A 23,364-nucleotide genomic window follows, 5' to 3' on the forward strand; every position below is an offset into this window, starting at 1 on the left:
ATCTACCGAGGGTAACGCCAGGCAGGCCAAGGGGAGATAGGCATCACGCACCGTCAAGTAACCGCCGGATCACGTGAGGTGATACGTTCTCGTCCCGTCATCTTTGTTTGGCCATTACCAACGACTTACTTCTTCTGCGGAAATCCTGGAAGGGATTATCGGTGTTGTCTCGCGTGCGTAGAATCGCATTTGCCGGTGCCGTCGGAGCCGCCTCCGCCGTTCTTGGAAGCTCGGCACTTTTCACCGCCACGGCCGCGCCCAATCCCGGGGGCGACGCGCCCCTCCCGTCCGCCGTCGAGACGTTCGAGTACCCGAACGCGGCGAAGATCCTCAAGGAGCGTGGCATCGCGCTGCGCAAGGGTGACGGGCATATCCTTCTCTCCGACTGTGCTGCCACGACGGACATTGTCGTGTGGTCGTCCCGGATCGAGGAGCCCAATCCGGACCGGGGCCAGTACTGCTTCAAGGTCACCGGTTCGGGCAAGGCCGGCTACCTCTCCCTGGAGATCCCCAAGGTCTATCGCATCGCGACCGGTGACTATGCCGTCCGCGCCAGCCTCACCGCCGACGGCCGTACCCAGGACATCAACGTGGCGAAGAACGACGGGGAATCCGTGGGGCAGGCCACCAACCCGCCCGGCAGCCCGACCGTTCTGGTCGAGCTCCGCATCACTGGCTGACGCTCAGTCACGCTCCTCAAGGGGTGCACGCATCCCGAACTCCCCACCCTCGTAAGGAAGAGAACATGCCTGCCATACGTCCCCGCGCAGCGTGGGTGACCGGGCTTCTCGCATCTGCTGTCACGACGAGTCTGTTGACCGGCGTGCCCGCCCACGCGGTTGTCGGCGAAGCGGCCAAGGACGGCACCTTCGCGTTCACAGCCAAGCTCGACATCGGTGGCGGGCAGCGCAGCTGCTCCGCGGCCCTGGTCGAGCAGGAGTGGCTGGTCACCGCCGCGAGCTGCTTCGCCGACAACCCGGCCCAGGGGTTCAAGGTTGCCGCTGGTGCGCCGAAGCTGAAGACGACGGCCACCATCGGGCGTACCGACCTGACCCGTGACAGCGGCGTTGTGGCGAATGTCGTGGAGCTCGTGCCGAGCGAGGGCCGTGACCTGGTGATGGCCCGGCTGGACCAGCGCGTCACCGGGGTCACCCCTGTCGGTGTCGGTTTCAACGCCGTGCTGCCGGGTGAGGATCTGTGGGTCTCCGGTTATGGCCGCACCAAGGACGAGTGGGTGCCCGATCGCCTGCACTACGCGAAATTCTCTGTGGGCACGGTCAACGACACGTCCCTCGGCCTCACCGGCAAGTCCGGTGACGCGGTGGTGTGCCAGGGCGACACCGGTGGCCCGGCATTCCGTGACATCGGCGGCCGGTACGAGCTGGTCGGCGTGAACAGCACCTCCGGGCAGGGCGGCTGCTTCGGCAGTGACGAGTCCGAGACCCGTAAGGGTGCCGTCGACACCCGCGTCGACGACATCGCCGGGTGGATTCAGACCGTCTCCTCGCGGAACCTCCTGTCCCGGGTCGACTGGAAGAACGCCGCCTACATGGCGTCCGGTTACTTCACGGGCAACTCCGCCGGTGCCAAGCGCCGGATGGACCTGTTCGTCGCGTGGAAGGACGGCTCGGCCAGCATCTTCCAGGGTGCCGACCACAACAACCCCAAGCCCGCCTTCTCCATGGAGCACAAGGTCGCACCCGCGGGCAGCTACTGGAAGGACGCCCGCGCCGTCACCGCCGGCAACTTCACCGGCAGCGGCTCGGACGGCATCACCGTGCGCTGGGCCAGCGGCAAGCTCTCGACGTACACCCACGTCGACCAGAACGGCTTCCACGACGAGAAGACCCTCGCCTACAGTGACACCTGGAAGCGCGCCCGTCTGATCACCGCGGGCCGTTACACCGCCAACGCCCTCCGCGACGACCTCGTCGTCGTCTGGGACGACGGCAAGACGGGGCTCTACGCCGACACCGATACCAACCAGGTCTCGAAGGAATACCAGATCAACAAGGGAGACTCCTGGGCCGCAGCCGAGCAGATCACCTCTGGCGAATTCACCGGCGGCAGCACCGCCGACCTCGTGATCCGCTGGAGCGACGGCAGCGCAAGCCTCCTCAGGAACGTCGACTCCACCGGATACCACGGGCGCACCGGCATCCGTTCCCCGCAATCCGCCTGGAAGAACGCCCAGATCCTCACCACCGGGTCCTTCACCGCCGCCAACCGCCCCAACGACATCCTCGTCCGTTGGGCCGCCGGACCGCTCAGCTACTACCCCGGCGTCGACGCCGCCGGCACCCACGGCGAGGTCCAGCTCGTCGACTGACCTGCCTCGCTCGCATCGCAGCCCGTGTTCTGCCCAGCACCCGCCGGGCAGAACACGGGCTGCGGCATTGGGCCCACGAGTATCAACTTGGCAGGCGCTCAGCGTTGGGCGACTGGAACGGTGGCGCGGCCTCCGCCCGCCCGGCCGCGTACGGGCAGGCGGAAGCCCGACGCCTCAGGACTGCGGAACCGTGATCTGCGCAGCGTCCGAGCGACGGCCTTCCTCGCCCTTCGAGTTGACGCCCACGACGCGGTAGGTGTAGCTCGCGCCCGGCTTGAGGTCGCGGCTGTCGGAGTACGTGGTCGCGTCCGTCTCGAAGACCAGGGTCGGGTTGAGCCGGTCCTTGTCGTAGCGGTAGACCAGGTACTTCGAGGGAAGCGTGCCGTAGGGGTCGGTCGTCCAGCTCAGTTCGACCGAGCCGGAGACGCTCTTCGCCTTCAGCCCCTGAGGCGTGTCCGGGGTCTCGCGCGTGATCCGCATCATGGGCGTTCCGGTCGCCGTGTCGGACGCCTCGGACTCATTTCCGGCGATGTCCACCGTGGTCACGTAATAGATGGCGTACCGATTGCGCTTGATCTCCGCGTCGATGAAGCCGTTGTCCGCGGACTCTCCCGGCAGAGTGGCGATGTGCTTGAAAGGCTCGCCGTTGTCGTCTGCCCGGTACAGCTCGAAGGACTTGACGTTCTTGTCCACGGTCGGGAATCGATCCCACGGATTCGCGTAGTTCTCGTCCCAGTGAATCCAGATGCCGTCCTCGGATTCGGACGCGAGGAGTCCCGATACGGGCTTGGGAGGCGTGAGGTTCTGGGTGCTTGAGGCAGCGGCCGCGGAGGCGGTGGGCGCGGCGTGGGCGGCTGTCGCCGGGATGGCGAGACCCAGAGTGACGGCGGCGCAGATCAGGGCGGCGCGGCGTGCGCCGTTCTTGTGAAGCATGGTGTGAGTCCTGGCTGTGGAGCTTGTGGCGCAAGGTGTGTGGGGGGGGGCGGTTAGATCATGTCATGTCCGGATAGCTACTAATGCGTCGTCCGTGAATGTTCGCCGGGGCAGGGCCGCACGGCGGCCGCGCCCCGGCGGTGCGGGGCGGGACCTGGCGGAGTTGCTGGGCCCGGGGCTGAACCGGGAAATAGGAAAGGCCCTCGCCGATCACTCGACAAGGGCCTCCGCCGACTACTCCGCCGGCCGCCGCAGCCGCGCCACGAACTTGTACCGGTCCCCCCGGTACACCGACCGCACCCACTCCACAGGCTCCCCCTGCGCGTCCAGTGAGTGGCGCGAGAGCATCAGCATCGGCAGGCCCACGTCCGTGCCGAGCAGGCCCGCTTCCCGTGGGGTCGCCAGGGAGGTCTCGATCGTTTCCTCGGCCTCCGCCAGGCGGACGTCGTAGACCTCGGCCAGGGCCGTGTAGAGCGAGGTGTACTTCACCAGGCTGCGGCGCAGCGCCGGGAAGCGCTTCGCGGAGAGGTGGGTCGTCTCGATCGCCATGGGCTCGCCGCTGGCGAGGCGCAGGCGTTCGATGCGCAGGACGCGGCCGCCCGTGGTGATGTCGAGGAGGGAGGCGAGCCGGTCGTCGGCGGTGACATAGCCGATGTCGAGCAGCTGCGAGGTCGGTTCGAGGCCCTGGGCGCGCATGTCCTCCGTGTAGGAGGTCAGTTGCAGCGCCTGGGAGACCTTCGGTTTCGCGACGAATGTCCCCTTGCCCTGGATGCGCTCCAGCCGCCCCTCGACCACCAGCTCCTGGAGGGCCTGGCGGACCGTCGTACGAGAGGTGTCGAACTCGGCGGCCAGCGTCCGCTCCGGCGGCACCGGGGTGCCGGGGGGCATGGTTTCGGTCATTTCCAGCAAGTGGCGTTTGAGGCGGTAGTACTTGGGGACGCGCGCGATCCGCGCGCCGCCCGACGCGCTGCCGCCCTCCGTCGCACCTGCCGTACCACCGTCGGTCACCATCGTGTGCCTTCCCGACTCCGATCCTGCTGCTGTCACCGGCTCCTCCGTCTGTCGCGGTCACATCGTGGCACGGGCAGAGCCCGAGGAGCCCGGAGACGCCCAGGTCGACCTCGAGGTGTCGGTCCGATAACGGAGCCGACAGCGACTCTTATACACCCTTGACACCCCAAAAGGTCTAGGCCAAGCTGCGGGCACTGGTCTAAACCATTAAAGACCACATTCGGTCCTTGAGGAGAGTGCTGTGAAGCGTGGGCTCATAGCGGCGACGGGTGTCGCGGCCATGTTGGTGAGTGTTGCTGCCTGTGGGTCCAGCGACAGTGACAAGGGATCGGGCGACAGCGGTTCCAAGGACAAGAGCCTGACCGTGTGGTTCATGGATGGCTCGAACCCGGCGGGCTGGACGAAGTCGGTGCAGGCCGAGTTCGAGCAGAAGACCGGCGCCAAGCTCAACATCCAGACCCAGAAGTGGGACGGCATCCAGCAGAAGCTGACCACCGCCCTCTCCGAGTCCTCCCCGCCGGACGTCATCGAGGTCGGCAACACGCAGACCCCCTCGTACGCCCAGACCGGTGGCCTCGCCGACCTCGGCGACCTCAAGAAGGAGATCGGCGGGGACTGGACCGAGTCCCTCAACAAGCCGTCCGTCTTCGAGGGCAAGCAGTACGCCGCCCCCTGGTACGCCGCCAACCGCGTCGTGATCTACAACAAGAAGATCTGGGCGGACGCGGGCATCAAGGACGTCCCGAAGACCCGCGCCGACTTCTTCAAGGACCTGGACGCCATCCAGAAGAAGGGCGACGCCGAGCCGCTCTACCTGCCCGGCCAGAACTGGTACTTCTTCGACGGCCTCACCATCGGCACCGGCGCCGACCTGGTGAAGCAGGACGGCAAGAAGTACGTGTCCAACCTCGGTGACCCCAAGGTCGCCAAGGCCATGGACATCTACAAGCAGTACCAGGCGTTCAGCAAGGCGCCCAAGGACAAGGACGAGGCCACCCCGCAGCAGGCCGACGTCTTCGCCAAGGGCAAGACCGGCGCGTTCATCGGCATGGGCTGGGAGGCGGCCACCGCCATCAAGGCGAACCCGGCCATCGAGAAGGAGATCGGCTACTTCACCATCCCCGGTGAGACCGCCGACAAGCCCGAGGGCGTCTTCCTCGGCGGCTCCAACCTCGCCATCGCCGAGGGCAGCAAGAAGCAGGACCTCGCCAAGGAGTTCCTGAAGATCGCGCTGTCCGACAAGAACGAGGGCGCGCTGGCCAAGGAGGTCGGCAACATCCCCAACAAGGACTCCCTGCTGGCGAACGTGAAGGGCAACGCGGCCGCCGAGGCCGCGGCCCCCGCCGCCAAGGGCGGTGGCACCACCCCGCTGATCCCCGAGTGGGCCGAGGTGGAGAACGCCCCGAACCCGATCAAGGCCTATATGACGGCCGTCCTGGGCGGCAAGTCGCCGGAGGAAGCCGCCAAGCAGGTCGAGGCCGACATGAACAAGCGCCTCAGCAAGAAGCAGTGACCCGGCCGGTGGTGAGAGGAGGCCCTCCTTCCGTAGGACCTCCTCTCACCACCGCCGCGCACCACGCAATACCGTTCGACAGGGGAGAAGGCGGACGACGATGTCAGCGCAGATCGAAGAGGTGGCGGCCGATCCCGCCGCCCGGATCAGCAGAGGCGGCGCCCCGCCGCCCCGCCGCGGCCGGGCCGCGGCCGGCGCCCCGTACCTCCTGATCCTCCCCGCCGGCCTCGTCACCGTGCTGCTGCTCGGCTGGACGATGGTCAAGAACGGGCTGCTGTCCTTCCAGGACCTGGGCCGGCGGCAGCTGATCCGGCACCTCACCGAGTGGATCGGCTTCGACAACTACAGCGAGCAGCTCGGCAGTTCCGACTTCTGGAAGGTCACCGCACGCTCGGTGGTCTTCACCGCCGCCAACGTCGTACTGATCATGGCGCTCGGCTGTCTCGTCGGACTGCTGCTCGCCCGCCTCGGCACCAAGACGCGGCTGCTGCTGGCGCTCGGCCTCGTCCTCGCCTGGGCCATGCCCGTCGTGGCCGCGACCACCGTCTTCCAGTGGCTGTTCGCCCAGCGGTTCGGTGTCGTCAACTACGTGCTGGACAAGCTCGGCTGGCACTCCATGGCCGACTACAACTGGACCAGCAGCCAGTTCTCCACCTTCTTCGTGGTGACCGTGCTCATCGTGTGGCAGTCGATCCCCTTCGTGGCGATCAACCTCTACGCGGCGACGACCACGATCCCCAAGGAGCTCTACGAAGCGGCCTCGTTGGACGGCGCGGGCAGCTGGAAGCAGTTCACCTCGGTGACCTTCCCCTTCCTCAAGCCGTTCTTCCTCGCCACGACGTTCCTCGAAGTCATCTGGGTCTTCAAGTCGTTCACCCAGATCTTCGCGATCAACGAGGGCGGGCCCGACCGGCTCACCGAGACCCTGCCGGTCTACGCCTTCCAGGAGGGCATGGGCAGCCAGCACTTCGGTGTCGGCGCCGCGATCTCCATCCTCACCATCGTCATCCTGCTGGCCCTGACGGCGTACTACCTGCGCCTTGTCCTCAAGCAAGAGGAGGACGAGCTGTGAACCGCTCCCTTCTTGGCCGCGCCTGGCCCGGGGCGATCGCCGTCGTCCTCTTCGCGGTCTTCGTCTTCCCCGTCTACTGGATGTTCTCCACGGCCTTCAAGGCCAACAAGGACATCGTCGGCGACACCCCCCAGTGGATCCCCGCGAGCCCCACCTTCGAGCACTTCCGCAAGGCGGTGGACGCGGACGGCTTCTGGACGCTCGTCGGCAACTCCCTCACCGTGACGCTGGTCGCCGTCGGGCTGTCGCTGGTGATCGCGCTGCTCGCGTCGTTCGCCGTGGCGCGGATGCGCTTCAAGGGCCGCAAGAGCTTCATCCTCGTGATGATGATGGCCCAGATGGCCCCCTGGGAGGTCATGGTCATCGCGTACTACATGATCGTGCGCGACGCCGAGATGCTGAACAGCCTCCCGCCGCTCATCGCCATCTACACGGTCATGGTGCTGCCCTTCACCGTGCTGACGCTGCGCGGCTACGTCGCCGCCGTGCCCAAGGAGCTGGAGGAGTCGGCGATGGTCGACGGGTGCACCCGCGCCCAGGCCTTCATCAAGGTGATCTTCCCGCTGCTCGCCCCCGGGGTGATGGCCACCTCGCTCTTCGGCTTCATCACCGTCTGGAACGAGTTCCCGATGGTCCTGATCCTCAGCAAGGAGCCCGGCGCGCAGACCCTCCCGCTGTGGCTCACCAGCTTCCGCTCCACCTTCGGCGACGACTGGGGTGCCACGATGGCCGCCTCCTCGCTCTTCGCCCTCCCCATCCTCATCCTCTTCGTCATCCTCCAGCGCAAGGCGGTCGGTGGCCTTACGTCCGGCGCAGTGAAGGGCTAGCACTTACTTCCATGGACACGCTCACCCGGGACGCCCTCACGGTCCTCCAGCCAGGCTTCACCGGCACCGCCGCCCCCGGCTGGCTGCTGCGCAGACTCGGCGAAGGGCTGGCGGCCGTCGGCCTGTTCGGCCGCAACATCGCCACGCCGGAACAGCTCGCCGCCCTCACCGCGCAGCTGCGGGCGGAACGCGGCGACGTGCTCGTGGCCATCGACGAGGAAGGCGGCGACGTCACCCGCCTCGAGGTCCGTACGGGCTCCTCCTTCCCCGGCAACCTCGCGCTCGGCGCCGTCGACGACACCGCGCTGACCCGGGCCGTCGCCCTGGAACTCGGCCGCCGCCTCGCCGCCTGCGGCGTCAACCTCAACTGGGCGCCGTCCGCGGACGTCAACTCCGATCCCGACAACCCCGTCATCGGCGTACGGTCCTTCGGCGCCGACCCGGCACTCGTCGCCCGGCACACCGCCGCCTACGTCGAGGGGATGCAGGCCGCGGGCGTCGCCGCCTGCACCAAGCACTTCCCCGGCCACGGCGACACCGCCGTCGACTCCCACCACGACATGCCGCGCATCGACGCGGACCTCCGCACGCTCCACACACGCGAACTGGTGCCGTTCCGGGCGGCCGTCGCCGCGGGCACCAAGGCCGTGATGAGCGCGCACATCCTGCTGCCCGCGCTCGACCCCGCGCTCCCCGCCACCCTCAGCCCGGCCGCCCTGCACGGGCTGCTGCGCGCCCCCGTCACCGAGGGCGGCCTCGGCTTCGGCGGCCTGATCGTCACCGACGGCATGGAGATGCAGGCCATCGCCGCGGCCTACGGCATCGAACGCGGCAGCGTCATGGCCGTCGCCGCGGGCGCCGACGCGATCTGCGTCGGCGGCGGTCTGGCCGACGAGGAGACGGTGCTGCGGCTGCGCGACGCGCTCGTCCACGCAGTGCGCACCGGGGAACTGACGGAGGAGCGGCTCGCCGACGCGGCGGCGCGGGTACGGGCGCTGGCGCACGACGTGGCCCGCGGGCCTGCCGAGGTGAAGCCCGCGCCCGAGGTGGGCCTGGTGGCGGCCCGGCGCGCGCTGCGGGTGACTCCGCCGACGGGGTACGAGCCGCTGACCGGGCCCGCCCATGTCGCCGCCTTCACCCCCGTCGCGAACTTCGCCGTCGGCGACGAGACGCCGTGGGGGGTGGCGGCCGAGCTCTCCCGGCTGTTGCCGGGGACTTCGACCGGTACGTACGGCTCGGCCGAGGCGGGCGTGGAGCGCGTCCTGGCCGACGCGGGGGCGCGGCGGGTGGTGGCGGTGGTGCGGGATGCGCACCGGCACGGGTGGATGGCGAAGGTGCTCTCCGAGCTGCTCGCCGCTCGGCCGGACACGGTCGTTGTCGAGATGGGGCTGAACGTCGCGCCTGCGGTGGGGGCGCTGCATGTGGCCACGCATGGGGCTGCGCGCGTTTGCGGCGTGGCGGCGGCGGAGGTTGTGACCGGGGTGGCTCGCGCCTGATCCGGGGTGCGGGCCCGTTGCCGCCTGCGGCGGGCTTTGTTCCCCACCCCGCCCCTTCCCGTAACTGGGGCTCGTGCCCCAGACCCCCGGCTGCGGGTTCGTTGCCGCCTGCGGCGGGAGCGCCCTTCGGGCGCGTCCTCAATCGCCGGACGGGCTGGAAAATCCAGCCCGTCCGGCGTTTGAGGACAAGCGGCGCAGCCGCTTCAGGGGGTCCGGGGTCTCCCCGGTTTCGGGAAGGGGCGGGGCTGGGGAACAAGCCCGCCGCAGGCGCCCCGGGCCGCACCCGGGAGCAGCCACTCCTGGCAGGGGCGCCTACAGCCCCTGCCAGGTCGGCTTGTTGGCGTACGTGTGGCGGAAGTAGTCCGCCAGCTTCAGCTTGGACGCCGCGGCCTCGTCGACGACGACGGTGGCGTGCGGGTGGAGCTGGAGCGCCGAGGCCGGGACCAGGGCGGAGACCGGGCCTTCGACGGTCGCCGCGACCGCGTCGGCCTTGCCCTCGCCGGTGGCCAGCAGGACCAGGTGGCGGGCCTCCAGGATCGTGCCGATGCCCTGGGTGATGACGTGGTGCGGCACCTGCTCGATGTCGCCCTCGAAGAACCGCGCGTTGTCGACGCGGGTCTGCTCGGTGAGCGTCTTGATCCGGGTGCGGGAGGCGAGCGAGGAGCACGGCTCGTTGAAGCCGATGTGCCCGTCGGTGCCGATGCCGAGCAGCTGGAGGTCCACGCCGCCGGCCCCGGCCAGCGCCCGGTCGTACGCCTCGCAGGCCGCCTGGACGTCCTGGGCGGTGCCGTCGGGCCCCATGAAGGAGTCCTCGGTGAGCCCGAGCGGCTCCACGACCTCGCGCAGCACCACCGAGCGGTAGGACTCGGGGTGGTCGGCGGGCAGGCCGACGTACTCGTCGAGCTGGCAGATGCGGGCGCGCGAGGCGTCCACGGCGCCCCCGCGGACCTTGGCCGTCAGCGCCTCGTAGATGGGCAGCGGGGTGGAGCCGGTGGCCACGCCCAGCAGGGCGTCCGGCTTGCGGCGCAGGAGCTCGGCCATGGCCTCCGCGATGAGCTCGCCGCCTGCCTTGGCGTCCGGGACGATGACAACTTCCACGCTGTGCCTGCCGATCTGGAGAGTGGGCTGTGGGGTTGTGGTATAGACCAATCTAACAGAGTGGGGTGTCCAGGAGATGCTTCCCCTCCCTGCCCGCCCGCGTACCGGGGGCCCGTCCGGGACCGGTCGTACGGCCCGGGAAATCGGCCCGCCCGGAGTTTGAGGACGAAGCGGGGCCGGGGATATCGGCGGGAGGCGGCGGCTGGGGGTGAGCCGCCCCGGGGGATGTGCCACTACGGGCCGCGGCGCCTGGCCGGGACCCTCGGCCCGGCCAGGCGCCGCAGCCCGGAGCCGGCATCGGCCCACCGGTGGCGCGGGGTGTGCGGGCCCCGCGGCCGGAGCGGCCGACCGGAGGCCATGGCGCGATCAGGGCAGAAGACGCCGGGCCTCGATCCACCCTCCTGTGCGGGGAAGGCGGAAACTTTGCTTACTCATTGTGGACTAGACCATTCGCCCATGTCCATGCCCGTGCGGCCGACAGGTGGAACAAAATGAGGCAGCCGGGCGCGGGTAGGCTCACAGCCGTGCCCTCCATGAACGACCTCGTACGCCAGCACACCGCCCTGAGCGACTCCGACCTGGAGTGGCTCCACCTGCTGGTCTCGGAGTGGCAGCTGCTCTCCGACCTGTCCTTCGCCGACCTCGTCCTGTGGGTCCCCACGCTCGACGGCACCCGCTATGTGTCCGTCGCCCAGATGCGGCCCAACACCGGACCGACCTCCTATCAGGACGACATGGTCGGCCACCTCGTGCCGCGCGGCCGCCGGCCGATGCTCGACGCCGCGCTCGACGAGGGCCGGATCGTCCGCGAGGGCGACCCGGAGTGGCGCGAGGAGGTCCCGGTCCGGGTCGAGTCCATCCCCGTGCGCCGGGAGGGCCGGGTGCTCGGGGTCATCGCCCGCAACACGAACCTGCTGACCGTGCGGACGCCGAGCCGGCTGGAGCTCACCTATCTCCAGAGCGCCTCGGACCTCGCCCAGATGATCGCGAACGGGACCTTCCCGTTCCCTGGTCAACAAGTCGACATGGACGCCTCGCCGCGCGCCGGCGACGGCCTGATCAGGCTCGACGCGGACGGCATCGTGCAGTACGCCAGCCCCAACGCGCTCTCCGCCTATCACCGCCTCGGCCTCGCCGCCGACCTCGTGGGGCATCATCTGGGCGAGACCACCGCTCAGTTGGCGCCCTCGCGCGGACCGGTGGACGAGTCCCTCGCCAAGCTCGCCAGCGGCTGGGCCCCGCGCGAGTTCGAGGTGGAGGGCAGCGACGGCGTCATCCAGCTGCGGGCGATTCCCCTCAAGCCCAAGGGAAATCACATCGGTTCGCTCGTACTCCTGCGCGACGTCACCGAACTGCGTCGGCGCGAGCGCGAGTTGATCACCAAGGACGCGACCATCCGGGAGATCCACCACCGGGTGAAGAACAACCTCCAGACGGTCGCCGCGCTGCTCCGCCTCCAGGCCCGCCGCATCGGCTCCGCCGAGGGGCGCGAGGCGCTGGAGGAGGCCGTCCGCCGGGTCGGCTCGATCGCGATCGTCCACGAGACGCTGTCGCAGAACCTCGACGAGCGCGTCGAATTCGACGAGATCGCCGACCGGGTGCTCGCCATGGTCGCCGAGATCTCCCCGGGCCGGGTCGCCGGGCGGCGTACGGGCCGCTTCGGCATCCTCGACGCGGAGGTCGCGACGCCGCTGTCGATGGTGCTGACCGAGCTGCTCCAGAACGCGATGGAACACGGCTTCGGCCCGGGGGAGACCGGCACGGTCGAGGTCACCGCGGTCCGCAGCGGCACCCGCAAGGAAGCGCGCCTGCTGATCTCCGTCCAGGACGACGGCCGCGGCCTGCCGGAGGGCTTCGATCCGCAGCGCGCGGGGAATCTCGGCCTGCAGATCGTGCGGACGCTGGTGGAGGGCGAGATGGGGGGCACGTTCGACATGCGGCCTTCCGCCGGGGGCGGCACGAAGGTGGTCCTGGACCTGCCGGTCAGGGCGGACAAGCCGTAGCTTCCGGCCCGTGGTGCCGCACAACGCAACGAGCCCCGAACCAAGAGGTCCGGGGCTCAAAGCTATGCGCATCGGGGGGTACTGCGCGCTGCGGCTCGGGTGGCCGAAGGGGTGTTGGGTCAGGCGGTCGCGTTACGCGCCCGGTTGCGAGCGGCACGGCGCTTCATGGCGCGGCGCTCGTCCTCGCTGAGTCCACCCCAGACGCCGGAGTCCTGGCCGGACTCGAGCGCCCACTGCAGGCACTGCTCCATGACGGGGCAGCGGCGGCAGACGGCCTTGGCTTCCTCGATCTGCAGCAGCGCAGGACCGGTGTTGCCGATGGGGAAGAACAGCTCGGGGTCTTCCTCGCGGCAAACGGCGTTGTGACGCCAGTCCATGGCTGCTCCATCTCCTCGTTATTGCGGCTACGTTGCTTGTGAATGTGAACGCTTTCACGAATCCCCCCGCAAGGGAAGGGCTGATACCCAGCCGAAACTGGGGCAGTCCAGGAAAAAGGGAGGGGGTTCGGGCTGAGTCGGGGAGCCTTGATGAGCGGCCGTCCCGATCGCCATGAAGAGACTCGCAAACCTCGGCGGCGGATACAACCCCTTCTGGAAAGTTTTTTTTGATTCCTCGGTGTCAGCTAGGTCACAGCCGTACTTCCAGGGGGTGGAACCCAGCCTAAACGTTCGAGTGGAAGGACTTTAGGCCCTACCACTCACACAATCACACGCAGTGCACGGCGTACGCCTGTGAACGTCACGCTCGTACGCAGTCCGAGGTGGTCACCGTCCATCTGGAATGGCAGTGGAACCTGCGAATGCAAGGTGAACGCGGTCTGGTCGTGCAGGGACACGGCATGCTTTCCGCGCGGTCCTCGTTCGGGCGTCGACGTCATCAACTGAGCGATATGGCGACCGGCCGCCGCCGTGGACAGCTTGGTGAATCCCAGCACGTCAAGGGCGGTGTCGAAGGAGGCCTGCGGCGAGGCGTAGAGCGGGCGGTTGCCCAGGTACGACCACGGCGCGGTGTTGCAGATTATCGACATGACGAGATTCTCGAGTGGCTCCTCGCCCGGTCGTTCGAGGGTGATCGTGCCGTGCCGGCGATTCGGTTCGCCGAGGAATTGACGCATCACCTGTCGCACATACAGGGCGTGTGTCGAACGCTTGCCGCGCTCGCGCTGCTGCTCCACCCGGCCCACGACGCCCGCGTCGAATCCGAAGCCGGCACAGAAAGTGAACCAGCGGGACGGAACGCCCTCGTCCGCCGTGCCCGGGGTGCCCGCGGCGAGCCCCAGGCCGACCGTGCGTTCGGTCCCGTCGCGCAGCGCGTCCAGCAGGGCGCCCGTGGCCTCCACCGCGTCGTTGGGCAGCCCCAGCGCGCGGGCGAAGACATTCGTCGAGCCGCCGGGCACCACCGCGAGGCGGGGCAGGCCCTCCGGGTCGGGGCCGCCGTGCAGGAGGCCGTTGACGACTTCGTTGACCGTGCCGTCGCCGCCGAGCGCGACCACCAGGCCCGTGGTGCCGTCCTCCGCTGCCCGCCGCGCCAGGTCCCGGGCGTGCCCCCGGTACTCCGTGGTGGCGACCTCCAGCTTGAGGTCGCTGGCGAGCGCGTGCATCAGGACATCACGGGTACGGGCACTGGTGGTGGTGGCCGACGGATTGACCACAAGAAGCGCACGCATGCGCGCCAGCCTACCTACCTGTCGGTACACGACCCATCCCCGGCCCGCGGTCCACCGGTGTCCCGTCGGTCACGTCGAGCGCCCGCAGGACCCCGCACGGAATGGGCCAGGGCTACCCTGACGGGGTGAGCAGCAAGCAGTCCGCGCCGAAGTCCGCCCGTAAGAGCACCCGTGACGACAACCGGGTGAGCCGGGCCGGTGAGAAGAGCCGTACCCCCGAGCCCGCGGACCCCCGCCCGGGGCGGCTGACGGCGGCCGCCGCGCTCACCGCGCTGGAGGGTGTGACCCTTCTGGCCGGCGGGGTGTATCTGCTGATCATGGGCTTCGCCGGGAAGCCGGAGAGCCCCCAGCAGGCGGAGATGCTCGCGGTGACCGTGCTCGCCCTCGCCGTGCTGCCGCTGGCGGCGGCACGGGGGCTGTGGCAGCGGAAGCGCTGGAGCCGGGGACCCGCGATGATCACCCAGATCATGGCGCTGCCCGTCGCCTGGACGCTCGCCAACGCCGGGGGCGCGCTGATCGCCGCGGGCGTGGCGCTCGCACTGGTGGCCGTGGCCACCCTGGTCATGCTGGTGAACCCCACCGCGACCGAGGCACTCGGCATCGGCCCGCGCGAAAGCTGACGCGGGGGCCCCGGAGGGCCCCGTCCGCTCCGTCTCCGCCGGTGTCCGCTCCGGCTACTCCTCGATGAGCAGGCGGTCCCGGAGCTGGGCGAGGGTGCGCGCCAGCAGCCGGGAGACGTGCATCTGGGAGATCCCGACCTCCTGGGCGATCTGGGACTGGGTCATGTTGCCGAAGAAGCGCAGCAGCAGGATCTTCTTCTCGCGCGGCGGCAGGTCCTCCAGCAGTGGCTTGAGCGACTCGCGGTACTCGACGCCCTCCAGCGCCTCGTCCTCCGCGCCCAGGGTGTCCGCGACGGCCGGGGACTCGTCGTCCGTGTCGGGGACGTCCAGGGAGAGCGTGCTGTAGGCGTTGGCGGACTCCAGCCCCTCCAGCACCTCCTCCTCGGAGATCCCCAGCTGCTCGGCCAGCTCGTGGACGGTGGGGGCGCGGCCGTGCCGCTGGGAGAGCTCGGCGGTGGCCGTGGTCAGCGCCAGCCGCAGCTCCTGGAGGCGGCGCGGCACCCGCACCGCCCAGCCCTTGTCGCGGAAGTGCCGCTTGATCTCGCCGACGACCGTGGGCGTCGCATAGGTGGAGAACTCCACCCCGCGGTCGGGGTCGAAGCGGTCCACGGACTTGATCAGCCCGATCGTGGCGACCTGGGTGAGGTCGTCGAGCGGCTCACCGCGGTTGCGGAACCGCCGGGCCAGATGCTCCACCAGGGGCAGGTGCATCTGCACCAGGTGATTGCGCAGCTCGGCCCGTTCGAGCGAGCCGTCCGGCAGCGCCCGCAGCTCGATGAACAGGGCCCGGGCACCACTGCGGTCCTGCGCGGTGGGGTGCTGGTGCCACTGTTGATGCCGGTGCTGTTCCATGTGGTCCGCCCGCTCTGGTGGGTCGCTCGCCTCGCCCGGCACCGGTGTCACCGGTTCTCCCGGTTCCGCCGGAAGCTGTCGGGCAGGCTGCTGCGGGATGGCCGGGGCACGCACTCCCCGCGACGATGCAGTACTCACGGAGCCCCCTCTTCCGTCACGGCTGTCCGGGGCCGGCGCCGCGCTTCTTGTGCAGGCTGATGCTGACCGTGCGGTCGTCCGCGACCGTCGAGTCGACCTCGCCGGCCAGCGCGGAGAGCACCGTCCAGGCGAAGGTGTCGCGCTCGGGCGCGCGGCCGTCCGTCGTGGGTGCCGAGACGGTCACCCGCAGCGCGTCGCCCACCAGGCGGAAGACGCAGCTGAGAACGGAGCCGGGCACGGCTTGTTGCAGAAGGATCGCGCACGCCTCGTCCACCGCGATACGCAAGTCCTCGATCTCGTCGAGGGTGAAGTCCAAGCGGGCCGCGAGACCGGCCGTAGCCGTACGCAGCACCGACAGGTAGGCACCCGCAGCGGGCAGCCGGACTTCCACGAAGTCCTGGGTCCCGGGCTCGCCTGCGATCTGGGACACCCTCACCTCCAAGGTGGCACAAGCTTCTTGAGCTGTTACGAGCACCGGCCCCGCGCTGATCGCCCCTCGGACGAAGGGCTTTCGCACGGCCCGGTGCGGCACATGGTTCGGCTGCGACGCTATCGCGATCTGCGGTTCTGTGGAGCAGCCCCGCGACTGTCACTCATGGTAAACCCATGAGCACGGACAGTGGCTAGGGGCTTGCGGTCTCAAATCGAAAGAGCAGTCGCCCTGTTGGGATTTTCGTCACTCTGCGCGAGCGCCGCAAGAGTGCGGAGCGGTTCTCCGGACATCCGTCGCACCGTCCACTCGTCCATCGGCTCGGCGCCGAGCGATTTGTAGAACGCGATCGAGGGTGCGTTCCAGTCCAGCACTGACCATTCGAAACGCTGGTAGCCGCGGTCCACGCAGATCCGCGCGAGGGTGGCGAGGAGCGCCTTGCCGTGACCCGCGCCGCGCGCCCCCGGCCGTACGTAGAGATCCTCCAGATAGATACCGTGCGTACCCGTCCAGGTGGAGAAGTTGCGGAACCAGAGCGCGAAGCCGACCGGGTCGCCCGCCGATATCCCGCCCTCGACGACGGATTCGTCACTCTCCGCTATCAGCGCGAAGACCGCCGGTTCCGCGCCGAAGAGCGCCGCGCGCAGCTGCTCCTCGGTCGCCTTCACGTCCTCCAGCGCCCTTTCGTACTCCGCCAGTTCGCGGATCATGGCGTGGATGACGGGAACGTCGTCGGGCGTGGCGGGTCGGATCATGTCTGCATGCTAGCGGTCGGCGGTGACAGCGCTCCGGCAACCGCGGGCACTCACCCCGCTCCCTCAGACGATCCGCTGGTCCGTGTAGCACCAGCGCCAGCTCTGCCCCGGCTCGAAGCTGCGCATCACCGCGTGCCCGGTCTCCTCGAAATGCCCCGTAGCGTGGCGGTAGGGCGAGGAGTCGCAGCACCCGACATGCCCGCAGACCAGGCACAACCGCAACTGCACCGGGTGGCTGCCCGCCGCCTCGCACTCCGGGCAGGTCGCGTGCAGCGGCACGGGCTCGGGGCGCGGCAGCTCGGGAACATGCGGGCACTCGCTCATGATTGCCAGACTAGTTCGCACTGCCGAGGGCTTCGAACGGAGACGGCCGGGACCGATGGATGTCATGCCACTGCTGATGCTGATCGCGGCCAGCGCCGCGGTCGCGGGCGCCGCCCGGCGCACCCCCGTGCCCGCCCCCCTGCTGCTCGTCGCCGTCGGGCTCGTCGCCGCCTACGTGCCCGGCGTACCCGACTACACCCTCGACCCCGGCATCGTGCTGCCCCTGCTGCTGCCGCCCCTGCTGCACACGGCCGCGCTCGACAGCTCCTACCTCGACATCCGGGCCAACATCCGGCCCGTGGCCCTGCTGTCGGTCGGCTACGTCCTCTTCGCGACCCTCGCCGTCGGCTACGCGACCTTCCTGATCGTGCCCGGGCTGCCGCTCACCGCCGCGCTGGTGCTCGGCGCGGTCGTCGCCCCGCCCGACGCCGTCGCCGCCACCGCCATCGCGCGCCGCCTCGGCCTGCCCTCCCGCATCACCACCATCCTCCAGGGCGAGTCCCTGGTGAACGACGCCACCGCGATCACCGCCTACAAGGTGGCCCTCGCCGCCGCCGTGGGCGAGGGGGCCACCTGGGGCGAGGGCTTCCGCGAGTTCGCGCTCGCCTCGGTCGGCGGCATCGGCGTCGGCCTGGTCCTCATGGTGCCGCTGCACTGGCTGCGCAAGCGGCTGCGCGAACCGCTCCTCCAGAACACCCTCTCCCTCCTCATCCCCTTCGCCGCCTACGCCGCCGCCGAGGAGGTCGAGGCCTCCGGGGTGCTCGCCGTCGTGGTCGTCGCCCTCTACCTCGGCCACCACGCCTGGCAGGTCGACTTCGCGACCCGCCTCCAGGAGGCCGCCGTCTGGCGCATGGTCGCCTTCATCCTGGAGTCCGGGGTCTTCGCGCTCATCGGGCTCCAACTGCCCGTGGTGATGCGGGGCCTGGGGGAGTACGACCTGGGGCAGGCCGCCCTCTGGTACGCCTCCGCCGTCTTCGCCGCCGTCGTGGCCGCCCGCTTCGTCTGGGTCTTCCCCGCGACGTTCCTGCCGCGCGCCCTCTCCGCCCGCATCCGCGAACGGGAGCCCGACACGACCTGGAAGGCGCCGCTCGTCGTCGGCTGGGCCGGGATGCGCGGCGTGGTCTCGCTCGCCATCGCCTTCTCGATCCCCGTCACCACGCACGACGGGCAGCCCTTCCCCGCCCGCAACCTGGTCCTCTTCCTCACCTTCGCCACGGTCATCGGCACGCTCGTCGTCCAGGGCCTCACCCTCCCCCCGCTCATCCGCCGGCTGCGGCTGCCCGCGCCCGACCCGAGCGCCGTCACCCTCGCCGAGGCACAGGCCCAGAGCGAGGCGTCGGCCGCCGCCGACCGCCGCCTCGACGAACTCCTCGCCGACGACCGCAACGCCCTCCCCGAACCCCTCGCCGACCGCCTCCGCGCGGTCATGGAACGCCGCCGCAACGCGGTGTGGGAGCGGCTCGGAGCGGTCAACGAGGTGACGGGGGAGTCGGCGGACGACACGTACCGGCGGCTGGCGCGCGAGATGATCGGGGCGGAGCGGGAGGTGTTCGTGTCGTTGCGGGACGCCCGGCGGATCGATGACGAGATGCTTCGTCTTCTGCTGCGTCGGCTGGATCTGGAGGAGGCGGCGGCGTATCGGGAGGAAGAGGCGGGGTAGCAGGCTGCTGCCCCTGCGTCCGGGTGCGGGTCCATTTCCGCCTGCGGCGGGAGCGCCCTGCGGGCGCGTCCTCAAACGCCGGACGGGCTGATTTTGCGCACCTGGGGGTCTGGGGGCTCGCTCCCAGTGATCACCGCTGCCACCGTCGTGCCCTGCCTGAAGGCTCCCTCCTCGACCAAGGCCGTCAGGCCGTACAGCATCTTCGCCACGTACAGCCGCTCCAGCGGAATACCGTGCCGGACGGCGAAATCGTCCGCGAAAGCGAGCAACTCCGGTGAGAGCCGCGCATAACCGCCGCAGTGGAAGCGCTCGTCCAAGGCCCAGTCACCCCGCGGCCCACCGAACGCCTCGCGCTGCAAGCGTCGTATCTCCTCGCCCAGGAAGCCTCCCTTGAGCACGGGGAAGCCGATCGCCCGCTGTGTGCCGGACAGCCCCGCCGCGAGGCCCGCGAGGGTGCCGCCCGTGCCGCAGGCGATGCCGACGACGTCCGCCGTGCCGCGCAGTTCGCGGCCGAGTCCGGCGCAGCCGCGCGCGGCGGCCGCGTTGCTGCCGCCCTCGGGGATCACGAAGCAGTCCTCGTCGGCCGGCCCGGCGAGGACGTCGGGCTCGGTCTTGCGCCGGTACGTGGCGCGGTCGACGAAGCGCAGCCGCATGCCGTCGGCCGCGCAGGCCGTGAGCGACCAGTTGAGCGGCCGGTCGGCGAGCTCCTCGCCCCGGACGACGCCGACCGTGGCGAAGCCCAGCAGCCGGCCCGCGGCGGCGGTCGCCCGCAGGTGGTTGGAGTACGCGCCGCCGAAGGTCAGCAGCGTGCGCCGCCCGGCCTCGGCGGCGGCCCGCAGATTGGGCTCCAGCTTGCGCCACTTGTTGCCCGGGAGGTCGGGGTGTATCAGGTCGTCGCGCTTGAGCAGCAGTGTCACGCCCCGGCGTGCGAACCGCTCGTCCCGCAGCTCTTCCAGCGGGGACGGCAGCAGGGGCCGCAGCGCGGCGAGCCCGGCGGGGACGGTGGGGAGATCGCTGGTCACGCCCCCATTCTCGCCGCGATGGGCGCGGCCGTCACTTGAGCCGCTCGCCGATGCGCTCGCGCAGCCGGTCCATGGAGAACCCGGTGGGGTCGACCTTGCCCGGCCGCCATTCGAGGTGCCCGATCACGGACCGCTCGGTCCAGCCGTGGAAGCGGCAGATCGCGGCGGCCACCTGCTCGATGGCCAGCAGTTGCTCCTCCGGCCAGGGGTCCTTGCCGTCACCGAGGTTGACGCACTCGAAGCCGTAGAAGTGGACGTTGCCGTCGGTGTCCGCCCAGCGGACGGGTGGCAGCCGCTTCTCGGCGATCACCGCCTGGAGCACGTCCCCGTCGCCGCCGCCCGCGTGATTGGCGCGGCCGCAGCCGACGAGGTGGATCCGGCCGTCCTTGGCGATCACGCCGTGGCACAGGGGGCCGGGGAGCTGGTCGTAGCCGTTCCAGCAGAGCCGTACGGTGCTGTCGGTGCCCGAGGAGGCCGTGTGGTGGATCATCACGCCGTTGACGGGGCCCCAGGGGCCGTGTCCGGCACGGTTGTGGTTGCGCCAGCCGTCGACCTCGACGACCGTGGCGCCCTCGCGCCTGAGCGCGGCGAGGAACTCGTTCGCGGACATGGGTGGGGCCATGCCGCCCTCCTTGCGAAACCGGGTGGCGTACGCCGGACGCGTAGGCCGAATGACCCCCTTGTACCCAAAAGTTCGCAGGTGGGCCGGGCGTTCGGATATCGTGCGAGCCGATCCGGCCTCAGGCCGAAAATCTCATCGTCGACACGGAAACGCGAGCCCCGGGACAGTGGACTACCAGACCGTTCTCGAAGAGGTCGCCGCGTTCGCGCGGCCGCTGGTCGGCCGTGGGCAGGTGGCCGACTACATCCCGGCGCTGGCCGGCGTCGACATCGGCAGCTTCGGGATGGCCGTCGTGGACGTCGACGGCGGGGTGTACGGGGTGGGGGACTGGGAGCAGCCGTTCTCCGTACAGTCCATCTCCAAGGCGTTCAGCCTCGCGCTCGTCCTCGCCGAGGGCGGCGACCGGATCTGGGACCGCGTCGGAACGGAACCGTCCGGAAACCCCTTCAACTCCCTGGTGCAACTCGAATACGAGAACGGCATCCCCCGCAACCCCTTCATCAACGCGGGCGCCCTCGTCGTCACCGACCGGCTCCAGACCCTGACCGGCGACGCCAGCACCACGATGCTGGAGTTCCTGCGCGCGGAGAGCGGCAACCCGGACGTCTCCTTCGACCCGGCCGTCGCCGCCTCCGAGACCGAGCACGGCGACCGCAACGCGGCCCTCGCGCACTTCATGGCCAGCTACGGCAACCTCGACAACCCCGTACCCACGGTGCTGGAGCACTACTTCTGGCAGTGCTCCATCGAGATGAGCTGCCGCGACCTCGCCCTGGCGAGCGGCTTCCTCGCCCGCCACGGCCTGCGCGCCGACGGCACGCGCCTGCTGCCGCGCCGCGAGGCCAAACAGGTCAACGCGGTCATGCTCACCTGTGGGACGTACGACGCCGCGGGCGACTTCGCCTACCGCGTGGGGCTGCCGGGCAAGAGCGGTGTCGGCGGCGGCATCGTCGCCGTCATACCGGGCCGCTGCACGCTGTGCGTCTGGAGCCCCGGGCTGGACGCGCGGGGCAACTCGGTCGCGGGCGTCGCGGCGCTCGACCACTTCACGACGCTGACGGGGTGGTCGGTCTTCTGACGCGGTGGCGCGTGGTGCGGCTGTGTCGCATGGTGGGGCCATGGAGCATGAGCTGCGGGCCGAGTACGTGGACGGTGGGTCGCCGGGAGCGGCGGTCAAGACGTGGCATGTGGTGCGGGAGGAAGGCGTGACGGCCATGTGCGGGCGTGAGCTCTCGCCCGCGGCGGCGGTGCGCTCCGCCGACGACTGGGGGACGCCTGGTCTCGACCTGTGCCACGCGTGTGGGGCGCTGTATCTGCGCGAGGCCCCGTAGCCGGGGCTCCGCCCGGGCCCCGGGTGCGGGCCGATTGCCGCCTGCGGCGGGAGCTCCCTGCGGGAGCGTCCTCAATCGCCGGACGGGCTGAATTCAGCCCGTGGGGGCACCTCCCAGCGGTAGCTGGGGGAGATTGAGGACAAGCGGCGCAGCCGCTTCAGGGGGTCCGGGGTCTCCCCGGTTTCGGGAAGGGGCGGGGCTGGGGAACAAGTGCCCGCCGGGCCGCACCCGACCGGGGGTCCGGGGCGGAGCCCCGGCCTCGGCGGAGCCGAGCATCAAACGCTGCGGGAAGGGGCGGGGCTGGGGAACAAGTGCCCGCCGGGCCGCACCCGACCGGAGGTCCGGGGCGGAGCCCCGGCCTCGGCGGAGCCGAGCATCAGATGCTGCGGGAAGGGGCGGGGCTGGGGAACAAGCCCGCCGCAGGCGGCAACGGCGTCGCACCTCGCCGCGTTCGCCCTACGGGCAGCGCACCACCTGGCCCGCGTACGAGAGGTTGCCTCCGAAGCCGAAGAGGAGAATCGGCTCGCCGGAGGCCACCTCGCCGCGGGAGACGAGCTTGGAGAGGGCGAGCGGGATGCTCGCGGCGGACGTGTTGCCGGACTCGGTGACGTCGGTGGCGATCACCGCGTTGACCGCGCCGAGCTTGCGGGCCACCGGCTCGATGATCCGCAGATTCGCCTGGTGGAGCACGACCGCCGCCAGGTCCTCCGGGCCGATGCCGGCCCGCTCGCACACCCGGCGCGCGATCGGCGGCAGCTGCGTCGTGGCCCAGCGGTAGACGGACTGCCCCTCCTGGGCGAAGCGGGACGGCGTGCCCTCGATCCGTACGGCGTGGCCCATGCCCGGCACGGAGCCCCAGACGACCGGGCCGATCTCGGGGGTGGCCGAGGCCGTGACCACCGCGGCCCCCGCGCCGTCACCGACCAGGACACACGTGGTGCGGTCGGTCCAGTCCGCGACGGCGGTGAACTTCTCCACGCCGATGACCAGCGCGTTCGTCGAGGCCCCGGCCCGGATCGCGTGGTCGGCGCTGGCGAGGGCGTGGGTGAAGCCCGCGCAGACGACGTTGACGTCCATGACGGCGGGGGAGGGCAGCCCCAGCGCGGCGGCCACGCGCGCGGCCGTGTTGGGGCTGCGGTCGACCGCCGTGCAGGTGGCGACGAGCACGAGGTCGATGTCCTCGGCGTCGAGCCCGCTGTTCGCGAGGGCCTTCGCCGCGGCCTGCGTGGCCATCGACGCGACGGTCTCGTCGGGTTCGGCCACCCGGCGCGTACGGATCCCGACGCGGGAGCGGATCCACTCGTCGCTGGTGTCGACCATGGTCGCCAGCTCGTCGTTGGTCAGCACCCTTGCGGGCTGGTAGTGGCCGAGGGCGAGGATGCGGGACCCGGTCATCGGCGGTTCCTCCTGCGCGGGGCGGACGGGCGGTGGTGGTACGGGGTTGCCAGTCTCGGTGCTGCGGGGCCGCCCGGAGGTATGTGATCCGCCAATGTTCGGCCCGTATAACTGGCACAACCCGCAGGGGCCCGGCCTCCGCCCGGCGGGCCCACCTTCCAGGATGCCGCCGCGGACGCGGTCACGGGGCCGGGCCCGCGTCCGCACGCGGAGGCGATATCGGGGGTAACAGGGGCTGCTCGACGCCGGGTGGGGTTGTGAGGGGTT

The 23,364-nt window shown here is 70.3% G+C and carries 23 protein-coding genes; 11 read left to right on the top strand and 12 right to left on the bottom strand.

Annotation, left to right across the window (positions count from 1 at the left end; genetic code table 11):
- Positions 1-173: 173 nt before the first annotated feature.
- Entirely contained in the window at positions 174-680 is a 507-nt protein-coding gene (locus DXZ73_RS28080) for a hypothetical protein (protein WP_240351515.1), read from the top strand.
- A gap of 65 nt (positions 681-745) precedes the next feature.
- Complete coding sequence (locus DXZ73_RS28085; protein WP_116213814.1) at positions 746-2,329, top strand: S1 family peptidase; 1,584 nt, start codon at positions 746-748, stop codon at positions 2,327-2,329.
- 174 nt (positions 2,330-2,503) lie between these two features.
- On the opposite strand, the gene DXZ73_RS28090 is transcribed toward DXZ73_RS28085, so the two are convergent.
- Entirely contained in the window at positions 2,504-3,262 is a 759-nt protein-coding gene (locus DXZ73_RS28090) for a fibronectin type III domain-containing protein (protein WP_116213815.1), read from the bottom strand.
- Between the two features lie 234 nt (positions 3,263-3,496).
- Entirely contained in the window at positions 3,497-4,273 is a 777-nt protein-coding gene (locus DXZ73_RS28095) for a GntR family transcriptional regulator (protein WP_116213816.1), read from the bottom strand.
- Between the two features lie 241 nt (positions 4,274-4,514).
- Here DXZ73_RS28095 and DXZ73_RS28100 point away from each other — a divergent pair, with 241 nt between their 5' ends.
- The 4 genes from DXZ73_RS28100 to DXZ73_RS28115 all read left to right on the top strand — a co-directional run bounded on the left by DXZ73_RS28100 (position 4,515) and on the right by DXZ73_RS28115 (position 9,181).
- Positions 4,515-5,786 carry an extracellular solute-binding protein gene (locus DXZ73_RS28100; protein ID WP_116213817.1) on the top strand — a complete coding sequence of 424 codons (1,272 nt, stop codon included), beginning with the start codon at positions 4,515-4,517 and terminating at the stop codon, positions 5,784-5,786.
- Between the two features lie 100 nt (positions 5,787-5,886).
- Entirely contained in the window at positions 5,887-6,858 is a 972-nt protein-coding gene (locus DXZ73_RS28105; RefSeq protein WP_116213818.1) for a carbohydrate ABC transporter permease, read from the top strand.
- Entirely contained in the window at positions 6,855-7,685 is an 831-nt protein-coding gene (locus DXZ73_RS28110) for a carbohydrate ABC transporter permease (RefSeq protein ID WP_116213819.1), read from the top strand. Before DXZ73_RS28105 ends, DXZ73_RS28110 begins: the two co-directional genes overlap by 4 nt.
- 11 nt (positions 7,686-7,696) lie before the next feature.
- Positions 7,697-9,181, top strand: a complete 1,485-nt coding sequence (locus DXZ73_RS28115; protein WP_116213820.1) for a glycoside hydrolase family 3 protein — start codon at positions 7,697-7,699, stop codon at positions 9,179-9,181.
- Positions 9,182-9,493: 312 nt separating this feature from the next.
- Here DXZ73_RS28115 and nagB read toward each other — a convergent pair whose 3' ends face one another.
- Positions 9,494-10,279, bottom strand: coding sequence for a glucosamine-6-phosphate deaminase (nagB, locus tag DXZ73_RS28120; protein WP_116213821.1), 786 nt, complete (start codon positions 10,277-10,279; stop codon positions 9,494-9,496).
- Positions 10,280-10,812: 533 nt separating this feature from the next.
- Here nagB and DXZ73_RS28125 point away from each other — a divergent pair.
- Positions 10,813-12,282 (top strand): sensor histidine kinase, encoded by a 1,470-nt coding sequence (locus DXZ73_RS28125; protein ID WP_116215911.1) that lies wholly within the window; start codon positions 10,813-10,815, stop codon positions 12,280-12,282.
- Between the two features lie 119 nt (positions 12,283-12,401).
- On the opposite strand, the gene DXZ73_RS28130 is transcribed toward DXZ73_RS28125, so the two are convergent.
- Complete coding sequence (locus DXZ73_RS28130) at positions 12,402-12,659, bottom strand: WhiB family transcriptional regulator (protein WP_004937597.1); 258 nt, start codon at positions 12,657-12,659, stop codon at positions 12,402-12,404.
- 320 nt (positions 12,660-12,979) lie between these two features.
- On the bottom strand, positions 12,980-13,948 hold the full coding sequence (locus DXZ73_RS28135; protein WP_116213822.1) for a diacylglycerol/lipid kinase family protein: 969 nt from the start codon (positions 13,946-13,948) through the stop codon (positions 12,980-12,982).
- 125 nt (positions 13,949-14,073) lie between these two features.
- On the opposite strand from DXZ73_RS28135, the gene DXZ73_RS28140 reads away from it, so the two are divergent.
- Positions 14,074-14,568: a hypothetical protein gene (locus DXZ73_RS28140; protein ID WP_240351516.1), complete on the top strand. Its 495-nt coding sequence runs from the start codon at positions 14,074-14,076 to the stop codon at positions 14,566-14,568.
- A 54-nt stretch (positions 14,569-14,622) separates the two neighbouring features.
- Here the strand turns inward: DXZ73_RS28140 and DXZ73_RS28145 are convergent, their stop codons facing one another.
- From DXZ73_RS28145 to DXZ73_RS28160, 4 genes are all read right to left on the bottom strand, one after another.
- Positions 14,623-15,519 (bottom strand): RNA polymerase sigma factor SigF, encoded by an 897-nt coding sequence (locus DXZ73_RS28145; protein ID WP_425315924.1) that lies wholly within the window; start codon positions 15,517-15,519, stop codon positions 14,623-14,625.
- Positions 15,520-15,574: 55 nt separating this feature from the next.
- Positions 15,575-15,988, bottom strand: a complete 414-nt coding sequence (locus DXZ73_RS28150) for an anti-sigma regulatory factor (protein ID WP_116213824.1) — start codon at positions 15,986-15,988, stop codon at positions 15,575-15,577.
- 209 nt (positions 15,989-16,197) lie between these two features.
- Complete coding sequence (locus DXZ73_RS28155; protein WP_116213825.1) at positions 16,198-16,743, bottom strand: GNAT family N-acetyltransferase; 546 nt, start codon at positions 16,741-16,743, stop codon at positions 16,198-16,200.
- Positions 16,744-16,806: 63 nt separating this feature from the next.
- Complete coding sequence (locus DXZ73_RS28160) at positions 16,807-17,067, bottom strand: UBP-type zinc finger domain-containing protein (protein ID WP_116213826.1); 261 nt, start codon at positions 17,065-17,067, stop codon at positions 16,807-16,809.
- A 55-nt stretch (positions 17,068-17,122) separates the two neighbouring features.
- Here DXZ73_RS28160 and DXZ73_RS28165 point away from each other — a divergent pair, with 55 nt between their 5' ends.
- On the top strand, positions 17,123-18,727 hold the full coding sequence (locus DXZ73_RS28165) for a Na+/H+ antiporter (RefSeq protein WP_116213827.1): 1,605 nt from the start codon (positions 17,123-17,125) through the stop codon (positions 18,725-18,727).
- A gap of 71 nt (positions 18,728-18,798) precedes the next feature.
- On the opposite strand, the gene DXZ73_RS28170 is transcribed toward DXZ73_RS28165, so the two are convergent.
- Both DXZ73_RS28170 and DXZ73_RS28175 read right to left on the bottom strand, forming a co-directional pair.
- The gene (locus tag DXZ73_RS28170) at positions 18,799-19,749 is read right to left on the bottom strand and encodes a 1-aminocyclopropane-1-carboxylate deaminase/D-cysteine desulfhydrase (RefSeq protein WP_205519247.1); all 951 of its coding nucleotides are present in this window, start codon (positions 19,747-19,749) and stop codon (positions 18,799-18,801) included.
- A gap of 31 nt (positions 19,750-19,780) precedes the next feature.
- A complete protein-coding gene (locus DXZ73_RS28175) occupies positions 19,781-20,371 on the bottom strand; it encodes an N-acetylmuramoyl-L-alanine amidase (RefSeq protein ID WP_116213828.1) in 591 nt (196 codons plus the stop codon).
- Between the two features lie 166 nt (positions 20,372-20,537).
- Here DXZ73_RS28175 and DXZ73_RS28180 point away from each other — a divergent pair, with 166 nt between their 5' ends.
- Positions 20,538-21,449 carry a glutaminase gene (locus DXZ73_RS28180; RefSeq protein ID WP_116213829.1) on the top strand — a complete coding sequence of 304 codons (912 nt, stop codon included), beginning with the start codon at positions 20,538-20,540 and terminating at the stop codon, positions 21,447-21,449.
- A 40-nt stretch (positions 21,450-21,489) separates the two neighbouring features.
- Complete coding sequence (locus tag DXZ73_RS28185) at positions 21,490-21,702, top strand: hypothetical protein (RefSeq protein WP_116213830.1); 213 nt, start codon at positions 21,490-21,492, stop codon at positions 21,700-21,702.
- Between the two features lie 456 nt (positions 21,703-22,158).
- Here the strand turns inward: DXZ73_RS28185 and DXZ73_RS28190 are convergent, their stop codons facing one another.
- The gene (locus DXZ73_RS28190; RefSeq protein ID WP_116213831.1) at positions 22,159-23,097 is read right to left on the bottom strand and encodes a beta-ketoacyl-ACP synthase III; all 939 of its coding nucleotides are present in this window, start codon (positions 23,095-23,097) and stop codon (positions 22,159-22,161) included.
- Positions 23,098-23,364 lie beyond the last annotated feature (267 nt).

The sequence above is a fragment of the Streptoverticillium olivoreticuli subsp. olivoreticuli genome (assembly GCF_003391135.1).
In the GTDB taxonomy this organism is placed as follows: Bacteria; Actinomycetota; Actinomycetes; order Streptomycetales; family Streptomycetaceae; genus Streptomyces; species Streptomyces blastmyceticus.